The following is a 19,866-nucleotide window of genomic DNA, read 5'->3' on the forward strand; positions in this document are numbered from 1 at the left end:
TCCCCACTCCCCTACCCCGCCCTCGGCGCCAGCGCTGCCTTCGGGTAGGCAATCCGCTTGTGGTTGTACTGCTGCCACACCTGCACAAAAATCTCGGCAATTAGGGTCATGTGGTCGCGGGTGAGGCCCGATTCTACCAGCTGGTTGTCTTTCCAGCGGGCGCGCAGAATACGGTTGACCATGGCCAGGGCCTCGTCGGGGGTGGCGTTGGTGAGCGATCGCAGCGCCGCCTCGCAGGAGTCGGCCAGCATGACCACCCCGGTTTCCGGCGATTGGGGAATGGGGCCGTCGTAGCGAAAGTCGGCTTCTTCGACAGTCAGGGTGGGGTCGGCTTTTGCCATCTCCTGGGCCTGGTGGTAGAAGTAGCTGATCAACATCGTGCCCTGGTGCTCGGGGATGAACGATCGCACCGCCTTGGGCAACCGACATTTGCGGGCCATCACAATACCCTCAGTAACGTGCTTTTTAATAATGATGGCGCTGAGCCAGGGGTCATTGAGTTCGTCGTGCTTGTTGGGGCCACCCATCTGGTTTTCGATAAAGCCCTGGGGGTCATGCATTTTGCCAATGTCGTGGTAGAGCGTACCAGCCCGCACCAGCTCAACGTTGCAGCCCAGAGCGCGAGCAGCCGCCTCGGCCAGACTCGACACAAACACCGTGTGCTGAAAGGTGCCCGGCGCTTCAGAGGCCAAGCGCTTCAGCATAGGGCGGTTGGGGCTCGACAGCTCGGCCAGACGAATTGGGGTAACCAGGTCAAACAGGTGCTCTAGGTAAGGGCTTAGGCCCTGGGCCGCGATGCTAGAGATCACCCCGTAGATGCCCTGGAGAGCAGCCCCAGTCAGCATTCCCGACCAGGCAGAAATCAGAGACACTGGGCTGACCACCAGGGTCAGCAGCAGGTAAACCACCCCCTGGGTGAGACCGACACCGCCGCCCAGTAGGGCCAGCTCTTCGCGCGATCGCATGCGGCTGGCTAGCAGACTGCACACCAGAGCCCCCGCCGCCCCCGCCATCAACGAAATGCTGCTCACGGCCGAACCCACCGGCAGCAGCACCGCCACCAGCACCACCAGCGTGCCGCCCAGCACCGGGCCGTAGAAGCTGCCCGCCAAAAGACCGATAGCCGGTAAGCCGTAGGCCGCTACTCCAAAGATTTGCATCACCCCGGTGCTGACCACCATTGCCGACAGCAGCAGATAGTCTTTTTGGCGCAGCCGCTGGGGTACCCAGTGCTCAACCAGCAAAAACAGACCCACCCCACCTGCCACTAGCCCGCCAAACATAGCCAGCCCCCAGTAGTTGAAGCGGCGCTGGCTGAGATTAAAGCTGTCGAGCAGCACAAACTGTTCCTGGCTGATGGGTTCTCCAGCCGAGACAATGAGCTCACCCTGCTGCGCCTCTATAATCACCGGCTTCACGGCCTCTGCGGCCATGTCGGCCAGCTGTCGAGTGCGATCGCTATCTTCGACCAGGTTTGGCTCTAGGGTCGAGAGCAAGAGCTGGCGAGCCAGGGGCTCAATTGGGTGGGGCAGGGTGTCTTTGAGCTGAAGGTAGGCCGCCCGGTCGAGCATCTCGGGCGGCAGTCCAGCATGAATGCCTTGGGCTAGCATACGCTCTGCGGCTTTGCGAATCTCGACTTGAGCACTGACCCAGTCTTGCAGCGGTAGATCGAACAGGGGAGGAGCCTCGGCAACGCCCTCGGCTTGGGCGGACAGCAGCGTTAAATTAGCCATCGCCTCTTGATAGCTCTGGCGAGACTTTTCCACCGCCGTCAGCAGTTTCGCCAGTTCTTGACTACTAGACCGCTGACCGTATGCCCACAGTTCCCCCAGGGCCGTCTGCTGATCGGGGGTAATGGTTTGGTTGCGCAGCAGCGTTGCCAAAGGCAGCTGCTCACCCCTGGCGCTGTCTTCGGCCAGGGGGTCGATGAGGCTGCGCAGCTTGAGCCAAGTGGCATCGTCGGAGCGGCGCAGGTAAACCTGTACCTGGGTCGACAGTTTGCTAGTCGCCACAAAAGGTACTCCGCCAGCCTGGCGGCGGATATCGCCCACCTGATCCATCAAAGCGTTGAGCGATCGCAGCACTGCGTCATCGACGGCGGGATCGACCTGGAGCACTTGCAGGGCACCGTTGCGGGCATCGCGACGCCGCGCTTCGGTGGTTTCTTTATCTTCTACTCGTACCGTGCTTGGAGCCAGCACGGTACTGGGGGCAATGCTGCCTACCTGCAACCCCGGCTGATTGTAGAAACGCTGCCCTAGAATGGCTGTCAGCCCTAGCGTGGCGATCGCAAAGGCAAAGTGGGGATGGCGAATATTTTTGCGCCGCCGGAGCGGGCGACAGGGCTGAGGCCAACCTTCCGTGCGGCGTTGGGCTGAGGTAGCGATCGCCTGCGTATCCACCGCCTCCACATTCAGGGATAGCGATCGTGGCGACAGCGTAGAACGGGGTGCAGTCGGCTTCATAGCCTGCTGCTCTAGGGCCCACCAGCGCTCGACCGCAGCCACAATGTCCTGAATTGCCTTCATAAATTGAGACATTTAAAGGGGGCGGGCAGAGGCTGGGGAACCCCAGACTAAAGCTGTGAGAGCACCGCTTCTCCGCAGCCGTCAGGGCTTTGAGCTCAACCAAGACCTCTCAAAAGCTATTATAGGCGGCGGCTGTGGTCCAGCGCCCGCGCCCGTCGAGTCAGCCCCTCAACCCCGGGGGCAAAGTAGAGGATGGAGTGGAGGGCGCTATTCCCGCCCAACGGCGATGCAGCGTTGCCGCCAGGGCTGCTAAGGCATCGGCGTCTACCCCCCGCCAGGGGTCGGGCGGGGCGGGGTGGTAGTCAAGTAGCCAGCGCTGACGAAGTGCGGCACCAAGCCCAGCGCGGCCGCTAGCCAGCCCCGCTAGCAACCCCACTAGGGCGATGGCGCAGCCTCCCCGGAGGGGAATCGCCTCTGCCGACCACTCTCGATGACGAGCCAGGCCTAAAGCCACCGCAAACTGCCCCTGGCTCTGCACCACTAGGCTAAGGGCCTGCGCCACCGGGCCTGCGTCACCGGGCAGGACGCGGGCTAGAGCACTGAGGCTGTGGGTGGCTCCCATCTGCTGACACAGGACGGCAAACATCTGCTCGCAGGCCACCGCCGCCGCCGGGGACAGCTCCGACTCTTCTATCCAGCAGTGCACAGCTTTTCGGTGGTGGCCATGGACATCGGCCATTACCCACAGATAGGGCAGGGCGTTAATCGCCGCCGCCGCGCTGGACAGCGATTGAAAATGGGCTTGCCAGCGCGGTGACAGCAGTCGCTCTCCCCTGGCGCAAGCGGCAGCCGCTTGCAGGAGACCCTCCTGCCACCCCAGGTCTTCGGTAACCCTGGGACGGACAGCGCTGCGATCGCTAATCACTACAGCTTCTAGAGCCGCTACCAGGCGATCGTGCTGTGAACCGATTTGAACCATCCAATAAAGACCCTGTTGAATTTTAAGGGGTGTAGTAGTCTATTTGCTGACAGCAATCCTATAATGCTTGCTGTCAAGCCCTTGGGGTTCTCTTGCGTTCTGTTACCCTGCCTGGAGCCAAGTCTATGTTCTGCGTCTCCCCTTTTATACAACGGATGACTCCAGGGGGGGCCAGCCAGCGCGTCTGGGGAGCAGTCGCTGCGATCGCCTTGAGCCTGAGCCTGACCACTTCCGTCACCTGGGCTCAAACCCCGACGGAGGAGAAGCCCCCTGCTAGCCAACCCGCTACACCCACGGTGAGTGGCGGTCGCATTGTGAGGCCTACTCTTCAGTTGGGTAGCCAAGGGGAGTCAGTACGAGAACTACAGTCTATGCTGATGCTGCTGGGCTACTATCCCGGTCCGGTGACTGGTGTCTACCAAGAAGACACCGCCACCGCCGCCCGCCGGTTTCAAACCGCTGCGGGCGTTACCGCCGATGGCATTGTTGGTCCTGCCACCTGGAGCCGCCTGTTCCCGACTCCGCCAGGAGAGGCCAACCCACCGACAGCTGCGGCCCCTAGCGGTACAACCCCACCAGCGACCACTCCCTCGACTACGACCCCCAGCGGTACAACTCCCCCAGCGACTACTCCCCCAGCGGCTACGCCCCCAGCTACGACTACGCCCGCAACCCCTAGCAGCGGTACTCCAGCCGCTCTCCCCGTGCTGCGCCCCGGCATGGAGGGAGACGCCGTGCGGCAGCTCCAGCAGCGCCTGCGCACTAAGAAATTTTACAGCGGTGCCGTCGATGGAGTATTCGGCAGCCAAACTGAGGCTGCCGTGCGGGCTGCTCAAGCTGCCAATGACCTAACTGTAGACGGCATTGTTGGCCCAGCCACATGGCGAGCGCTCAACTAGAAGAATGCTGTCGAGTTTAAAGTCGGGCCAGAATCTGCCACAGCAGTTTCAAGGTGGCGGGCAGTAGTTCTATTTTTTTCACCAAACCACGATGGGTCAGTGCTAAAACCGCTGCATCTAATGGTTGTCTGCCGCAAACAGCCACTAAAAAGCCGCCGAAGATGTAAATTCCTAGGCGGCTTAAGCATAGTTCTGGCAGGCGCAATCTTAGTCTGGCTGAACAAACCAGTCGTTTAAACCATTGGCTAACTCAGGCAGGGTAGCGCTGGCATAGGTGAAATAGGGGATATCTGAAGCTTCCATAATGGACATCTGCTGGCCAGCATGATCCATATAGATCATGTAGTTACCCATGAGAAAGTAAACCCCCATTAGGGCAGCAGCAGAGGATGCCACCAAAAAACCCGCCAACATCAGGGAAAATTCCTGACCTTTGACAGCCTGCTCCATTAGGCGGAGCGCCCAAGCCACCAGGGCAATAACAATAGTCAGGATAAGCAGCAGCATGGAACAATGACTGTTGTAACGATATGAATAGTCAGATTAATGACTGAGTCTATATGTTACACATCGTAACAGGCATTCATAAAACTGGCGTGGCATCCACAGAATGTCTTTAGGTTTGTCCAGCAGAGGGGCCAGACTAGGTCAAGCGCACAGGTACCTGGCGATCGCGCAAATGCTCCTTCACCTGCTGCACCGTTAGCTGCCCGTAGTGTAGCAGCGAGGCCAGTAGGGCCGCCTCGGCTTTTCCCTCGGTGAGGGCCTGGTGGATGTGGTCGCAGTTGCCGGCCCCGCCGGAGGCAATCACCGGCACTGGTACTCGGTCGGCAATAGCGCGGGTGAGGTCGAGGTCGTAGCCTGCCTGGGTACCATCGGCGTCCATGCTGGTGACCAGCAGCTCGCCCGCTCCTTGGTTAACGACTTCCTCGGCCCAAGCTAGAGCGTCAAGCCCCGTATTCTCGCGACCGCCGCGCACGTAGACATCCCAACCTGGATTGCCAGGGTCGGGGCGGCGACGGGCGTCGATCGCCACCACAATGCACTGAGCGCCGAAGCGATCGCTGGCCGCCTTTATCAGCTCAGGCCGCTTCACCGCCGCTGAGTTAATGCTGACCTTGTCAGCTCCGGCCCGTAACAATTTTTTAATGGTCTCTAAGGATTGTACGCCTCCCCCCACCGTGAGGGGAATGAACACCTGCTCCGCCGTGCGGTACACCACGTCGTAGATGATGTCGCGGTCTTCGTGGGTGGCGGTAATGTCAAGAAACACCAGTTCATCGGCTCCTGCCTGGTTATAGGCCTGAGCGAGTTCCACCGGATCGCCCGCGTCGCGCAGGTCGACAAAATTGACCCCCTTCACCACCCGGCCGGCTTTTACATCGAGACAGGGCACAATTCGTTTGGCCAGCATTGCGTTCTCCTTGCCCAACGGCAACTAAACCCCTTCCCCGGTTCCACAATAGAGGATTATGACGATCATCAGGGGCCAAGACGCTGATACACTGTCTCTTGGTTTATCGTTGGAAACGCAGTTGGAGCCCTTAGTAGACATGGCTTTAGAGATTGGCCAGAAGGTGAAAGTATCCCGTCTTCGCGATCGGGTTTCTAAGAATGTAGCGGCTTACCTCGGCAAGCGCGGTGTCGTGAGCCAGTTCAAAATGGTGGACGGCAGCGACGTTGGCGTCGTAGTCGAGTTTGAAGACAACTACACCACCTGGTTCTTTGAAGATGAGCTGTCTGCAATTCAGTAGCGGGCGGTTGCACTGAGGCGGTTTTTACAGCGGCTAGGCTCCCTGAATCATGTCGTTTGCCCTCTCTGATTGAGGGGGCAGGCGGCGATAGGCTTCTTAAATTTAGGGTTTTGAAAGCGAAGTAGAGGGAAAACCTGGAGCCGATCTCCTCTTTTAGAAAGATTTCAGCGCCATCAGGCCCCGAGATGATCGGTATTGATTCCCTTAGTCTAGGATGCAGGGCAGCTCCGCTCTAGTGCATCCTTGGCAAAAGCATGGGAGCAGCGACGACCTGACTAACGCAAAGGCCCCATTTTTCTATGGCATTAATTCTCACCTATCTGGGTAAGGGCGGCAGCGGCAGTACGACTGTAGCGATCGCCGCCGCAAAACAGCGGGCACGGGCCGGGCAGCGGGTGCTGCTGGCCATTCAAGATGTGACGCCGGCTCCAGCGCTGCTGCTGGGTCAGCCCCTGACCGTTGAGCCTGGGGAGCTAGAGCCCAATCTGTGGGTCATGCAGTTTCAAAGCGCAGCGCTGCTGGAGCAAAGCTGGGATGAGGTTAAAGCCCTGGAATCTCAGTATCTGCGAACGCCCTTTCTTAAGGCGGTCTATGGTCAAGAGCTGGGGGTGATGCCGGGCATGGACAGCGCCCTGGCTCTCAACACTCTACGGCAGCTCAACGCCAGCGATCGCTACGACGTGATCATCTACGACGGCAGCGATGCCCTGGCGACCCTGCGCATGCTGGGCATGCCCGAAATTTTAGATTGGTACCTGCGGCGGTTTCGCGGCGTGTTTCAACAGTCCGATGTGGGGCGGGTGTTGTCGCCCTTTCTGCAGCCCATGGCCGCAGCGGTGCTAGCGGTCGACTGGTCAGGGGATGTGCTCGACCAGCCCACCGGACAGGTGCGATCGCAGCTTGAGGAAGGTCGCCAGGCAGTCACCGACCCCAGCCGCATGGCCGCGTTCTTAGTCACAACGCCTACCCCTGGGTCGGTGGCGACGGCCCGCTACCTGTGGGGCAGCGCTCAGCAGATTGGCCTCACCGTAGGCGGCGTGGTGGTGAATGGGGGCTCCCTAGACGATGAGCAGGCGACAGCCTTTGCTCCCCTGCCCCAGGTGGCGCTGCCCTCGGTAGTAGAGCAGGGCTGGGAAAGCGCGATCGCCGCCCTGCCCGACCCGGCCCAGTGGGCGACGGCAGCTCCTCGCCCGGTTAGCATAGATGCGGCGGCTAAGACCGTGCGGCTCTTCTTACCCAGCTTTGACAAAACTCAGGTCAAGCTCACGCAGTATGGCCCCGAGGTCACGATTGAAGCGGGCGATCAGCGGCGCAACCTGCTGCTGCCTCCAGGGCTGCAGGGCAAAGCGGTAGCCGGAGCCAAGTTTCAAGATCAGCACCTGGTAATTTCCTTCAGCTAAAGCGATCGCACGGCCTCCTTAGAGGGGAATCGCTGATGACGGCTCAATGTCACGGGTTGGCAGGAAAATCTTCCCCACTTCGATTGGGGTTTGATTCTGACCCGGAAAATGTGGCACCGTGAGTAGTGATCGCGATTCCCCCAGGGAAGGCTGGGCGATCGCCTAATTGTTGAGTGACCCTAGTTTTCGACCTGTAGCATTCCACCACCATGGCTGAACCACCGTCCTCCACTCCGGTCAACGACGCTCTAGACCAGACCCCTGCTGCTGAGATTGCTGCTGAAATCGCCCCCGAGGCCCAGGGCAACGCCGCTCGTCAGCTCTTAGGCATGAAGGGTGCCAAGTCGGGCGAGACCTCGATTTGGAAGATTCGGCTCCAGCTGATGAAGCCGATCACTTGGATCCCGTTGATTTGGGGCGTGGTGTGCGGAGCGGCCTCCTCCGGCAACTATCGTTGGAGTTTGGAGCACGTGCTGATCGCTGCTGCCTGCATGCTGTTTGCGGGGCCGCTGCTGACCGGCTACACCCAAACCCTCAACGACTTCTACGATCGCGAGATCGATGCCATCAACGAGCCCTACCGACCCATCCCCTCGGGGGCGATCTCCATTCCCCAGGTGGTGACCCAGATTCTGGTGCTGCTGGTGGCCGGTATCGCCATTGCCTTTAGCCTTGATCGCTGGGCGGGGCACAGCTTTCCAATTATCACCGCCCTGGCCATTGGCGGCTCGTTCGTGTCGTATATCTACTCGGCCCCACCGTTGAAGCTGAAGCAGAACGGCTGGCTGGGCAACTACGCTCTGGGGGCCAGCTACATCGCGCTGCCCTGGTGGGCGGGCCATGCCCTGTTTGGCACTCTGACCTGGAAAATTGTGGTGCTCACCCTGTTCTATAGCCTAGCGGGCTTGGGCATTGCGGTGGTCAACGACTTTAAGAGCGTAGAGGGCGATCGCCAGATGGGCCTCAAGTCGCTGCCGGTGATGTTTGGTGTCACCACCGCCGCGTGGATTTGCGTACTGGCGATCGATATTTTTCAAGGAGGCGTTGCCGCCTACCTGATGGCTATTCACCAAAACCTCTACGCGGTGCTGCTGGTGCTGCTGATCATTCCCCAGATCACCTTCCAAGACATGTATTTCCTGCGCGATCCTCTGGGAAACGACGTCAAATATCAGGCCAGCGCCCAGCCTTTTTTGGTGTTAGGTATGCTGGTAACAGGGCTGGCCTTGGGGCATACGGCGCTTTAGGGATCCGCGTAATCACGGACTGTACCCTTGAAGAAATGGCCGAAACCCCATACAGTTCACAGAGGATGTGAAAGGCAACGCTGCTATGGCTCGATCTTGGTTAACCCGGCTGCCGTTTCTTTCGAGGAAATCGTCGCGGCCCTCAGGGCGCAGCAGATCTAGGGGCGGTGTGGTCAATGGCTCACGGGTTTCTCCCCAGCGGGTAGAGCCCCAGTCTGGGCCATCGGGCGAAAAGCCAGAGTTACCGCGCAGCTATCGGCCGCTGTTTTTGCGCCCCCTGTTTTGGGCGGTGCTGCTGGCTGGGGCGGGCATAGCCGGAGGCGGCACCCGCGCCTACCGCGTGATCGAGGCGACGAACGCCAATTTGCCCGACCCCAACCAGGCCCTCACCTACCAGCGCGACGGCACCATCACCATGACGTCGGCAGACGGGGTGATTTTGCAAAAGCTTGGCCCCGCCACCCGCGAAACGATCACCTACGACGCCATGCCCCAGCACCTGGTGCAGGCGTTCATTGCTTCAGAAGACCAGCGCTTCTACGAGCACAACGGCGTTGACTACCGAGGCATTGCCCGCGCCGTCTGGGCTAACGTGCAGAACCGAGACTTAGTGGAAGGGGCCAGCACCATTACCCAACAGCTGGCTCGCATTGTCTTTCTCGACCAAGAGCGAAGCTTTCAGCGCAAGATCAAAGAAGCCATGATGGCCTCCAAGCTGGAAGAGAGCTTGACCAAAGAGCAAATTATCGAGCGCTACCTCAACCTGGTGTACTTGGGCTCTGGAGCCTATGGTGTAGCCGACGCCTCCTGGGTGTACTTCGGCAAAACCATCGACCAGCTCACCGTGGCCGAGGCCGCCATGATTGCCGGTATGGCCCCAGCCCCCAGCCTGTATTCACCAACGGTGAATGTCGATGCGGCCCGCAGCCAGCGCAACCGGGTTATTCGCCGCATGTTGGCCACCGAGGCCATCAGCGGCGTTGAATCTGAAGAGGCGATCACGGCAGAGGTGGCGGTCACCCCCAACCAGCCCAAGTTTCTCTACAGCGAGTTTCCCTACTTCACGATTTACATTCAAAAGCAATTGGAAGCGCTGCTGCCCCCTGACCAGCTAGAAGCAGGAGGGCTGACGGTAGAAACCACCCTCAACGTAGTTTGGCAGCGTCGGGCTGAGGAAACCGTTGAGGAGGCCGTCGCCGACTACAGCGGTTGGCAGAATGTGGGCCAGGTATCTCTAGTGGCGGTGGACCCCCGCAACGGCGAGATCAAAGCCATGGTGGGGGGCACCGACTTCACCAGTGAAAACCAGTTCAACCGGGTGACCCAGGCGCAGCGACAGCCGGGCTCTACGTTTAAGACTTTTGTGTACGCAGCGGCGATCGCCGGCGGCATATCGCCCTACAGAAGTTACATGGATGCCCGCTACGTAGTTGACGGCTACGAGCCTAAGAACTACGGCAAAAACTACAGCGGCAACATGGATTTGCTCCAGGCCCTGCGCAACTCGGTCAACATTGTGGCGGTGAAGCTGCTGGTGGATGTGGGCTTTGACCCGGTGGTGAAACTAGCGGAGCGCATGGGCATTGAGTCGCCGCTGCTGCCCGCCTACTCCCTCGCTCTGGGCACCTCTGAGGTCAACCTGCTAGAGCTCACCAGCGCCTATGGCACCCTGGCCAACAAAGGCATTCATCGCCCTGCCCACGGCATTCGCCGGGTGCTGAACAGCAGCGGCGAGGTGATCTACGAGCGCCCTAACGAGTCGGAGCAAGCGATCGATGCCGACAGCGCCGCCATTATGACCTGGATGCTGCGCGGTGTTGTGGAGGGCGGCACCGGCAGCAATGCCTACATAGGGCGGCCAGTAGCGGGCAAAACCGGCACCTCCGAAGAGTATCGTGACCTGTGGTTCGTCGGCTACATTCCTCAGCTGGTGGCTGGCGTGTGGATGGGTAACGACGACAACACCCCTACCAGCGGCGCTAGCAGTATGGCCGCTGGGGTGTGGCGCAACTTTATGGCTAAGCTCACCGACGACATTCCCGTCGAGGAGTTTCCCAGCCTGCCTCGGCTGGGCGGGCGTGAAGGCACCATTACCCTCAGCCCGGTCAAACCCGGTCGCGTGGTGGCTGAAAATGGCCCGTCGCGATCGTCAGAGGCGGCCTCTAGCTCCGGTGGCGGGGAAAGCCGGCGATCGCGACGGTCGGAGAGTAGTTCTAACAGTGGCGGTGAAGCCGCAGCGCCTCCGGCACGAGCCTCTAACAATAGCTCCAGCAGCAGCCCACCAGCCTCACCCGAACCGGCAGCCCCGGCCCCTGTCGTTACGGAGGATCCCCCCGCAGCAGTGAACCCAGCCCCAGCCCCACCGGCTCCCGCCCCGGTAGCTCCCGCCCCACCGGCTCCTGCTCCCGCTCCGGCCCCACCGCCGCTTGTGGCGCCGCCGCCGCCCCTCGAAGCGCCGCCGCCAGCCGGTGGGGAATAGGCCTTGAGGTAGAGAGTTAGGGTTTAACACAAGCCTACAGACCTCCCAAGGGTCAGACCTGGGGGTGATCCCTGGTAGTAACCTGCCGTCGTAGGATGATACACAACTGATTTTGGAGTTTAGTTAGCTATGTCACTCTATTTTGCGACCGCAGCGACCGCAGGTGAGGCTGGTGCAGGTTCATCTCTTGTGCTGGTGTATGTAGTGGGCTTTATCGCCGCAGTTACCCTTGGCTCCGTCGCCTGGTATAACTCCAAGCGCCCCGCAGGTTGGGAAAACAAAGAGAAGCCTGACTTCGTTCCTACCGTTGATGCAGAGGAAGGCAAAGAGGTCTAGACCATCCGAAACCGCTACAGCTTCGGCCTCACCATAGGCTAGAGGCATTTGGGATGGCGTTCTAGCGATCGCGCTGCCGTCTGAGCTACGAGCTTGGGCGGCGTTTGTTTTAACTTTTTTGTTGCGGCCTGCCTTTGGTAGGGCAAGTCATCAGCTAGACAATATTAATCAACCACCCGCAGTCGTCCCTGACGAATCGCATCAAACACCCGCTGGGCCGTCGCATGGTCTTGATTGCTCAGAGTGGGTTGGCTGAGCAGAATCTCCATCAACTCTCGCTGCACTTGGCGACTTATGCGGCGTTCGGCAAAGATTTGATCGACGAGAGCTTTAAGCGACTGGCTAGTGGTTTGAGGCATAGTGACGACCTGAGCTATTGAGGCTATACCCAATATCACCTGTAACTCTCAATTAAAGAGTGATACAGCCTTTTGCCAAGCATGATCCTAAGCTGGTCAAACGGTGATAGAAAGCAGCTCTGGTTGTGGTTTAAATCACCACAAAACAGTTTCTATGCAGTAAGCGAGCCACTGCTGAATTGAGCGACACAAATTAATCAAGCCCAATGAGGTGAGCGGCCTGAATATTGCATTTCCTCTATAGAAGCTCAAACCTCCCAGCAGGTTCCCCAGACCGGCAGGTCGATTGTGGCCCTAGATTTTCTGGCGCTGGCGATCGCCCCAATAGCGCACATATTCGGCTAGCCCAGCTAGCAGAGCCGAGCCCAAAATCAACATCACGCTCAGGGCGTTGATGTCGGGCTTGACGCCAGTGCGTACCCGGCTAAAGATTTCGATGGGCAGAGGGTTAGCACCGCCCCCAGCGGTAAAGCTAGAGATCAGCAGGTCGTCCATGCTGAGCACAAAGGCCAGCAGACAGCCTGCCAGAATACCGGGCGCTAGCTGGGGTAGCAGCACTTTGAGCATCGCCTGGGTATGGGTTGCCCCCAGATCTAGAGCAGCTTCTTCGAGGTTGGGGTCGAGGCGCTGGATGCGGCTAGACACCACCACCGCAATGTAGGCCAGGCAAAATACCATATGCGCGGCGATGATGGTGCCCAGGCTGAGGGGCACCGCTACCGATGCCAAAAAAACTAGGGTTGCCACCGCGATCGCAATGTCAGGAATAATCAGCGGCAGATACGACATGCCTCGATATAGCCCTTTGCCCGGAAACCGGTGACGGGCCAGACCAATCGCCATCAGGGTGCCCAGCACCGCCGAAATCGCCACGGCCACGATCGCGATGACCAAACTGTCCTGCAGGGCCGCCAGCAGACGGCGATCGCTAAACAGCGCCCGGTACCACCGCAGGCTAAAGCCCCCCCAGCTCGCGCTGTAGCGCGAGTCACTGAAGCTATACGCCCCCAGCACAATGATTGGGAAGTACATGAAGGCGTACATCAGCGCGGTGAAGAGGCTAGGCCAGGTGACGGGGCGGGAGGGCATGGGGAGGTGGATGGGTAGGAGGGTGGAGGGTGGGTTAAGTCGTGGTAGCGATCACAGTTCGACAAATCTTGGGTGCGAGCTGTGAATTAACACCTTTAGAGGCGAACCTCAGGCTTCGGTGATGGTGTTGCGATCGCCGTAACGAATTAGGAGAGCGATCGCTAGGCTCACCGCCAAAATCAGTACCATGCTAAGGGCTGAGCCAAATCCCCAGGCGCGGGTAGGACCGAGAAACTGGTTGTAAATTAGCCGCGAAATATTCATCGACGAGGCGCCACCAAGCAGCGTGGGCACTACAAAATCGCTGAGGGTGCTAATGAACACCAGCAGGCTGGCGGCGGCGATGCCGGGTAGGGTTTGGGGTACGGTAATTTTCCAAAAGCTTTGGCGGGGGGTAGCCCCCAGGTCAGCAGCCGCTTCTAACAACCGCGTGTCGAGCTTTTCGAGCGAGGCGTAGAGAATCAGCACCATATAGGGCAAAAAGCTGTAGGTGAGGCCAATGAACACCGCCGTAGGTGTGTTTAGCCAGTTTTGGGCGGGCAGCCCGATCGCCGCCAGCATCGCATTGAGCACGCCGCTGGGGCGCAGAATGGTCGTCCAGGCGTAGGCCCGCAGCAGCGACGATGTCCACAGGGGCAGAATAAAGGCCACCAATAGTAGGTTGCGCCAGCGCTGGGGCGACATCAGCGCCAGCCAGTAGGCCACCGGAAACCCCAGCAGCAGGCACAGCGCCGTGGAGCCGACCGCAAACGCCACCGATCGCCCGATCACCCGCAGATACACCGGCTGCAAAATTTGCAGGTAGTTACCCAGGCCGTAGCCACCGCTGGGCTGCCCCAGCCGCAGCCCCGGCACCAGGCTGATCTCAAGAATCAGCAGGGTGGGCAGCACCAGCAGCACCAGCAGCCACACCCCCGCTGGCCCCAGCAGCGTCACCGGTCCCAGCCAGCGCCGGGGAGCGAGGCGATCGGTCCAGGTTACAGCGGGAGTAGGTGAGGGGGCAGGGGTCATAGGGGAATGGGGATGGATGGATAGGGAGTGGATGGGTGGGTAGGGAGTACGGGCTGTTACTGCTTCATTCCTCTATCTAGTTAGCCCACCCATCCACCCGTCTACCCATCCACCCATATCCTCCTTAAGCGCTGGTCACTTCAGTCCAAAACTGGTCAAACAGATCGGTGCTGGCGGTATCGACGGCCACAATGCCTTCGCTCTTAGCCAAAATCTCGTCGGAGGGGTAAAGGTCGGCGTTGTTTTGAATGTCGGCGGGCAGCAGGTCAAAGGCGGCCTGGTTGGCAGTGGCAAAGAATAGGCGCTCCACGGCGGCGCTGGCCACCTCCGGCTCCAGCAGAAAGTTAATCCACTGGTAGGCGGCGTCGACGTTGGGAGCGGTGGCGGGGATAGCCAGGGTGTCGGTCCACAGCGACGCTCCGCTGGCGGGAATGATGTACTGCATGCGGTCATCTTCGAGGGTGAGGGCGATCGCATCGCTGGAGTAGGCCATTGACACACTCAGGTCACCACTGAGCAGCTCATTCTCAAAGCCCGTGGTCTTAAAGGCAGCGATATGGGGCCTCAGCTCTAGCAGACGGTTGTAGGCCGCTTCAATCTCCGCCGGATTGTTGGAGTTGTAGGAGTAGCCCATCGACTTTAGGGTAGCTCCCAAGGTTTCGCGCATGTCGTCCAGCATGGTGATGCGGCGGGAGAGTTTAGCCTGGTTATCCCAAAGAAAGTTCCAGTCGATGGGTTCGCCGGGGGAAGCCTCGCGGTTGTAGAGCAGACCGGTGGTGCCCCAACAAAAGGGTATGCTGTGGGCGTTGTTGGGGTCGTAGGCGGGGTTGCTCCACTGGGCTCTGAGATTTTCTAGCCCGGTGAGCAGGCTTTGGTCGAGTTCGGTGAGCAGGTCTAGCTCCAGCATTTCCGACACCATGTAGTCAGAGGGGTAAATGATGCTGTAGGCGTCACCGCCCCCTGCCTGCAGGCGGGTTAGCATGACCTCATTAGAATCGTAAATATCAATTACTACCGGAATGCCCGTGCGTTCGGTAAAAGCTTGGGCCAGGCCATCATCGGTGTAGTTGGCCCAGGTGTAAATGCGCAGAGTGCCGTCGTTTGCGCCCCCGCCCGCTGGCGGCCCTGCCAGGTTTTGGCGACAGTTGGTTGCCGCTAGGCTTGCCACGACCGCTGCTGACCCCTGCAAAAACCGCCGCCGGCTCACGGCAGAACGGCGCGAGAAGGAGGGAGTTTGTAGTCGCGTTCCAGGCACAGGCATTCTCCGGGGGGCTAAGGGGGCTAGGAATAGCAGCGGTCGGCGCCGACTTTAGCGCTCAGAGGGAGTGACCTCATCTTTAGCTTCTAAGTATATGGCGATCAGCCCAGGGTAACGCTCAATAGCCGCGATCGCCGACCTGAAGCAACCTGCCCTTAGGCCGGGTCGAGCACCAGGCAATCGTCAGCGGCCCAGTGCACATACACAGCGGTATCGACTCCCAGCGATTCGGCCCGATTGGGCTGGCGCACCATTAGGGTCTCGCCTGAACCTAGGCGCACTACGCAGTGCAGGTGCGTGCCGAGGTACATCAGATGGCTAATGTGCCCTTGGTAGCAGTTATTGGCGGCAGCCGGCGCACTGAGGCTGAGGTTGATTTTTTCGGGTCGCACGCTCACCACCACGGTCTGGGCACCGCCGCTGCTGGCCGTACAGGCCAACACCCGCAAACCACTGTCGGTAGTGACCTGCACCTGGCTGGGGTAGGCCTGGTCGATGCGCCCAGGCAGCAGATTGGTATCGCCGATAAAATCAGCGACAAAGGCGGTGCGGGGACGGTCATAGATGTCGCTGGGAGTGCCGATCTGCTCAATCTGACCGTTGTTCATCACGGCGATGCGGTCAGAGAGCGACAGGGCCTCCTCTTGATCGTGGGTGACCATAATAAAGGTGATGCCTAGCTGCCGGTGCAAGTTGGCCAGCTCGACCTGCATCTGCTTGCGCAGCTTTTGATCTAGAGCACCAAGGGGCTCGTCGAGCAGCATCACCGCTGGATGGTTAACCAGAGCGCGGGCTAGGGCCACCCGCTGCTGCTGCCCACCAGAAAGCTGGGCTGGGTAGCGGGCGGCCATGGTTTCCATACGCACCAGGCGCAGGGCTTCGGCAACGCGATCGCGCACCTGGAGCGACCCCATGCGGCGAATTTTGAGGCCAAAGGCAATGTTGTCTTTAACCGTCATATGGTCAAACAGGGCGTAGCTTTGAAAGACGGTATTGACGGGGCGGCGGTGGGCGGGCACGGTGCTCACGTTAGCCCCTTGAATCAGCACATCGCCAGCAGTGGGAGTTTCAAAACCCGCAATCAGGCGCAGGGTAGTAGTTTTGCCGCAGCCTGAAGGGCCCAAAATACTAAAGAATTCGCCCTGGTGCACCGTCAGGTCAAGATCGCGAACGGCTACCTCTGTCCCAAAGGCCTTCACTACCCGCCGCAACTCGACATCCGACTGGGTTGCTGGTGTTGCCGTCACTGCGGCAGAACGCACCGTCTGAGCCATAGCCATGTCTCCTGGGTTCACCCCAACTGTAGCGATCGCCCTGGGATAGACAAATCGCTGCGATCACAACCACCGCCCTAGTTTAGACCGAGGCCAGAGCAGCACTGCCTCTACTTTACCCACCTTGGCGATCGCAGACGCATCCTGCCCCAAAAAAGCCATTATTCCGCATCTTAGCCGCCAAAAAGGCGGCATCGACAAGCTAGCAAAACGCTACCATGGCACCAAATAGTGCTCGGGAGTACAGTTATGCCCGCGAAACTTGACCAGTCGCCGCTTCAGCGCCGTCGCCCTACCCTGGCGTGGGCAATGGCGATCGCCGCTGGGGTTGCGATCGCCGGCTGCCGCCCCAGCACCCCTCCCCAAACCGAAGCCGTCAACCCTGCTCCAGCAGCTCCTACCGACTCTGCCCCTGAGCCCGCCGTGCCGTCCACTGAGGCTCCAACAGCCACCCCAGCCGCCCCGGCAACTACGCCTACCGCCACCCTGCCCAATGCCCTCGTCAAAGAGTGGCAGCCCCTCAGCGACGTGCTGCTTGCCTTTGGCCCTATGACTTTAACCCCCGACCAGGTGCAGTGGGGCAGCGGCCAAACCAGCTCCTACACCTTGATCAGCACCGAAGGCGGCTACCTACTGGAGCTAGAGGCCAACCCTAGCTTTTACGACACCCAAAACCGCTACATCAAGCTCATTCCCAAATCCGATGCCAACGCAGCCAACTCCATTGAGGTCGCCTTTTACCCTAATGCTGACCAACTTCAGAGCGACGAATACGTCATGTATGGCGGCTACTTTGCCGAGTAGGCACCGATTCTGTGTATAGCGATCGCCATGGTGCTGAGGCCACAAGTTGCTACCACTAGCAAAAACGGAGCGGCGCACTGACCAATAGGCAACGCGATCGATGGCAATGCATAGGGTCTCGACCAAGCCGGCAATCGCTACAGAAGCGGAAGAAAAAATTGGGGCAAAGGCGCTTCATTATCGCCTCTGCCCCTTGAATTAGTGGTCTCTTCTACAGAAGAACCGTGAACCTTTGCCCACCGAAATAGTCAGTCCTCGGGAGGAAGCCAGCTTATTCCTCCTGTCGCCCTCGATTTTCCAGAATCTCTTGCACAGACTCACTGGGGGTGTACTGATACCCAAAGGTTGACTGGTCTGAGTCATCCAAAATCTGCGGCGTCAGCAGCACAATTAGCTCTCGGCGCTGATTGTCGGTAACTGTGCTGCGGAACAACGCCCCCAGAATTGGGATATCACCCAGAATGGGAATCTTGTTGACGCTGTTGCGCTCCGACTCTTGGATAATGCCGGAAAGCAGCAGGGTTTGACCATCGCGAATTCTCACCTGGCCGGAGCTAATTTGACGCTCCGACAGCAGGAAGAACGTACCGGCATCACTGGTGAAGCTGTCGGTCGGGGCTGAAATACTGGGAGCCACCGAGAGCGACACAAAGCCATTGTCATCGATGCGATCGACGTCAATTTGCAGAATTAAGCCAGCCGGCTCGGTTTCAATATCCAGGGTAGTCAAGGTTCCCGTCTCAGTCACCTCGATGGTCTGTGTCAACTCAGTTACCACATCTTGAGTCAGCTGAACCGTAGCCGTCTGCCCCTCTTGAACAATCAAAGTAGGGTCAGTAATAATCTTGCCGTTGCCATTCTGTACCGTCCCTAGCAGCTGAGCCAAGAAATTGCCGGAGGTGGCATTGGTACCGGGGCCACCCAATGTACGCGGCAGAATGGGCGTACCCGTAGGAGTTGCCTGGCTTGCCGGGTTGGGTGTACCACCATCCCCAATGTTGAGAATACCGAGACCGCCAGAGCTGAGCACCCCAAACAGCCCGTTTTGGAACGAGAAGCTGGTACCAAAAGCATCAAGAGAGTTGAGATCGATATCAATAACTCTGACGTTGACGGCAACCTGCCGTCTCCGCAGGTCAATGCGGGTGAGCTGCTCGGTGGCAATAGCGATCAGATCGGCTCGGCCGACGAGCGTTACTGAGTTAGTGCGCTCGTCGGCAACTACCTGCAACCCGCGAAGAATCCCTTGGCTATCTTCATAGTCAACTCGGCTCACCTCAATTTGATCAACCGTTGAAGTCTGGGTTTCGGTGATGGGGGGGGTTCCCTCTGCAACGGTCACAGCATTGACGTTAGTGACCAAGCGCTCTCGGCTAACGGCGCTCTCCGCTCCCAGGGCTACCAGAAAGTTGGTGGCCACAGTGGCGTCAACTTGATTCAGCCGTAGAGTTCTAGCAGAGACGTTTTGGGCTGAGACTGGCAGAGTTGGGCCAACGTAGACACTGCGGCCTACCCGGTTAGCCTGCAAGCCAGTCACCCGCAGGACGTGGTTAAACACATCCTGCACAGACTCGTTTTCAATATCTAGACTTACGGGTGGACCATCGGCGCTGGTGCCTTCTGCCCCAGCCCCAGCCTCAGCCCCCCCGCCGGCAGGAGTAAACACTAGGTTGAGGCCTGCAGCTCGTGCCAGCAGTGACAAAACCTCGCGGGCCGGAGCGTCCCGCAGCAGCAGTTTGGGAATCCGCTCGTTGCTACCTAAGTTGATGTTATTGAAGGAGGGCACTCCCTCCGCTACAGCAATATCGCCAATCGGAGGCGCTACAGCACGGGGCAAGAAGGGGGGCGTTTGCTGCACCTGGGGACGAGGTACGGGAGCACCGTCGATAGTGACTTCAGGGTTGGGTACCAGCACATCGGGACTGGCCGGTGTGGGCACCTCTGGGGCCGGCTCTGGGTTAGCTTCGGGAGCTGGCTCTGGGGCAGCTTGAGCCACAGCGGGAGGAGCGGCTGGAGCAGGCACGGTCTCTATCTCAGCAGGCACTGGGGTAGGGGCTTGGGCGGTCTCGCCATCGTTGCGAATCGACAGCACCACCTGATTGTCGCTGGATTCCACTTCCCCAGTGGGGGGCTGGCTGGTGCCACTGACGGTGATGCGAACGCTGTTGGCATCGAGGGGGACCACGGATACCTGACTGATGCCGGGAGCGGGGTTAGCCTGGTTGAAGCTGCCCCCATCGGGCAGGTTGAGCTGAGCACGGGTAATATCGGCTTGCAGGGTGTTGCCCTGGCTTACTGTAAAAACGCTGCTGTTATCGCCTCCCTGGGTTTCAAACACCAGGTCTAACCCCGTGGCGGTGGGGTTTAGACGGACATTGGTAATGCTGGTTACTGAGGCCAGGCCAGGCTGGGCAGCTAGGGCAACGAGGGTGCTGCCAAGTAAAAATGGTTGCAGGTTCATTAGACGGTTCACGGTTCACTCCTCCATCACAGATGCGGCCAGGCCGCG

The 19,866-nt window shown here is 59.4% G+C and carries 17 protein-coding genes; 7 read left to right on the forward strand and 10 right to left on the reverse strand.

Annotated elements, in window-relative coordinates; all coding sequences use genetic code 11:
• Positions 1–11: 11 nt before the first annotated feature.
• Positions 12–2,540 (reverse strand): HDIG domain-containing metalloprotein, encoded by a 2,529-nt coding sequence (locus H6F75_RS22820; protein WP_242020294.1) that lies wholly within the window; start codon positions 2,538–2,540, stop codon positions 12–14.
• A 148-nt stretch (positions 2,541–2,688) separates the two neighbouring features.
• Positions 2,689–3,447 (reverse strand): hypothetical protein, encoded by a 759-nt coding sequence (locus H6F75_RS22825; RefSeq protein WP_190754808.1) that lies wholly within the window; start codon positions 3,445–3,447, stop codon positions 2,689–2,691.
• 155 nt (positions 3,448–3,602) lie between these two features.
• On the opposite strand from H6F75_RS22825, the gene H6F75_RS22830 reads away from it, so the two are divergent.
• Entirely contained in the window at positions 3,603–4,346 is a 744-nt protein-coding gene (locus tag H6F75_RS22830; RefSeq protein ID WP_190754810.1) for a peptidoglycan-binding protein, read from the forward strand.
• 207 nt (positions 4,347–4,553) lie between these two features.
• Here H6F75_RS22830 and H6F75_RS22835 read toward each other — a convergent pair whose 3' ends face one another.
• Both H6F75_RS22835 and hisF read right to left on the reverse strand, forming a co-directional pair.
• Positions 4,554–4,853: a hypothetical protein gene (locus H6F75_RS22835; protein WP_190754812.1), complete on the reverse strand. Its 300-nt coding sequence runs from the start codon at positions 4,851–4,853 to the stop codon at positions 4,554–4,556.
• A 136-nt stretch (positions 4,854–4,989) separates the two neighbouring features.
• Positions 4,990–5,760 (reverse strand): imidazole glycerol phosphate synthase subunit HisF, encoded by a 771-nt coding sequence (hisF, locus tag H6F75_RS22840; protein WP_190754814.1) that lies wholly within the window; start codon positions 5,758–5,760, stop codon positions 4,990–4,992.
• 139 nt (positions 5,761–5,899) lie between these two features.
• Between hisF and H6F75_RS22845 the strand changes: the two genes are divergently transcribed.
• The 5 genes from H6F75_RS22845 to H6F75_RS22865 all read left to right on the forward strand — a co-directional run bounded on the left by H6F75_RS22845 (position 5,900) and on the right by H6F75_RS22865 (position 11,562).
• Positions 5,900–6,100 (forward strand): DUF2862 domain-containing protein, encoded by a 201-nt coding sequence (locus tag H6F75_RS22845; protein WP_190696832.1) that lies wholly within the window; start codon positions 5,900–5,902, stop codon positions 6,098–6,100.
• Between the two features lie 299 nt (positions 6,101–6,399).
• Positions 6,400–7,500: an ArsA family ATPase gene (locus H6F75_RS22850; RefSeq protein ID WP_190754816.1), complete on the forward strand. Its 1,101-nt coding sequence runs from the start codon at positions 6,400–6,402 to the stop codon at positions 7,498–7,500.
• A 209-nt stretch (positions 7,501–7,709) separates the two neighbouring features.
• Positions 7,710–8,747, forward strand: a complete 1,038-nt coding sequence (gene chlG, locus H6F75_RS22855; RefSeq protein ID WP_190754819.1) for a chlorophyll synthase ChlG — start codon at positions 7,710–7,712, stop codon at positions 8,745–8,747.
• A gap of 85 nt (positions 8,748–8,832) precedes the next feature.
• Positions 8,833–11,226, forward strand: coding sequence for a PBP1A family penicillin-binding protein (locus tag H6F75_RS22860; protein WP_190754821.1), 2,394 nt, complete (start codon positions 8,833–8,835; stop codon positions 11,224–11,226).
• Positions 11,227–11,355: 129 nt separating this feature from the next.
• A complete protein-coding gene (locus tag H6F75_RS22865) occupies positions 11,356–11,562 on the forward strand; it encodes a hypothetical protein (protein WP_190627752.1) in 207 nt (68 codons plus the stop codon).
• Positions 11,563–11,726: 164 nt separating this feature from the next.
• On the opposite strand, the gene H6F75_RS22870 is transcribed toward H6F75_RS22865, so the two are convergent.
• The 5 genes from H6F75_RS22870 to H6F75_RS22890 form a co-directional block, all read right to left on the reverse strand.
• Positions 11,727–11,921, reverse strand: a complete 195-nt coding sequence (locus H6F75_RS22870) for a hypothetical protein (RefSeq protein ID WP_190518210.1) — start codon at positions 11,919–11,921, stop codon at positions 11,727–11,729.
• A 294-nt stretch (positions 11,922–12,215) separates the two neighbouring features.
• Positions 12,216–13,010, reverse strand: a complete 795-nt coding sequence (locus H6F75_RS22875) for an ABC transporter permease (RefSeq protein WP_190754823.1) — start codon at positions 13,008–13,010, stop codon at positions 12,216–12,218.
• A gap of 108 nt (positions 13,011–13,118) precedes the next feature.
• On the reverse strand, positions 13,119–14,021 hold the full coding sequence (locus H6F75_RS22880) for an ABC transporter permease (RefSeq protein ID WP_190754825.1): 903 nt from the start codon (positions 14,019–14,021) through the stop codon (positions 13,119–13,121).
• Between the two features lie 124 nt (positions 14,022–14,145).
• The gene (locus H6F75_RS22885) at positions 14,146–15,276 is read right to left on the reverse strand and encodes a spermidine/putrescine ABC transporter substrate-binding protein (protein ID WP_347710693.1); all 1,131 of its coding nucleotides are present in this window, start codon (positions 15,274–15,276) and stop codon (positions 14,146–14,148) included.
• Positions 15,277–15,434: 158 nt separating this feature from the next.
• Positions 15,435–16,553: an ABC transporter ATP-binding protein gene (locus H6F75_RS22890; protein ID WP_190754829.1), complete on the reverse strand. Its 1,119-nt coding sequence runs from the start codon at positions 16,551–16,553 to the stop codon at positions 15,435–15,437.
• Between the two features lie 249 nt (positions 16,554–16,802).
• On the opposite strand from H6F75_RS22890, the gene H6F75_RS22895 reads away from it, so the two are divergent.
• Entirely contained in the window at positions 16,803–17,357 is a 555-nt protein-coding gene (locus tag H6F75_RS22895; RefSeq protein WP_190754831.1) for a hypothetical protein, read from the forward strand.
• A 271-nt stretch (positions 17,358–17,628) separates the two neighbouring features.
• On the opposite strand, the gene H6F75_RS22900 is transcribed toward H6F75_RS22895, so the two are convergent.
• Entirely contained in the window at positions 17,629–19,830 is a 2,202-nt protein-coding gene (locus H6F75_RS22900; protein ID WP_347710694.1) for an AMIN domain-containing protein, read from the reverse strand.
• Between the last annotated feature and the right edge of the window lie 36 nt (positions 19,831–19,866).

The organism is Nodosilinea sp. FACHB-131, assembly GCF_014695395.1.
Lineage (GTDB): Bacteria > Cyanobacteriota > Cyanobacteriia > Phormidesmidales > Phormidesmidaceae > Nodosilinea.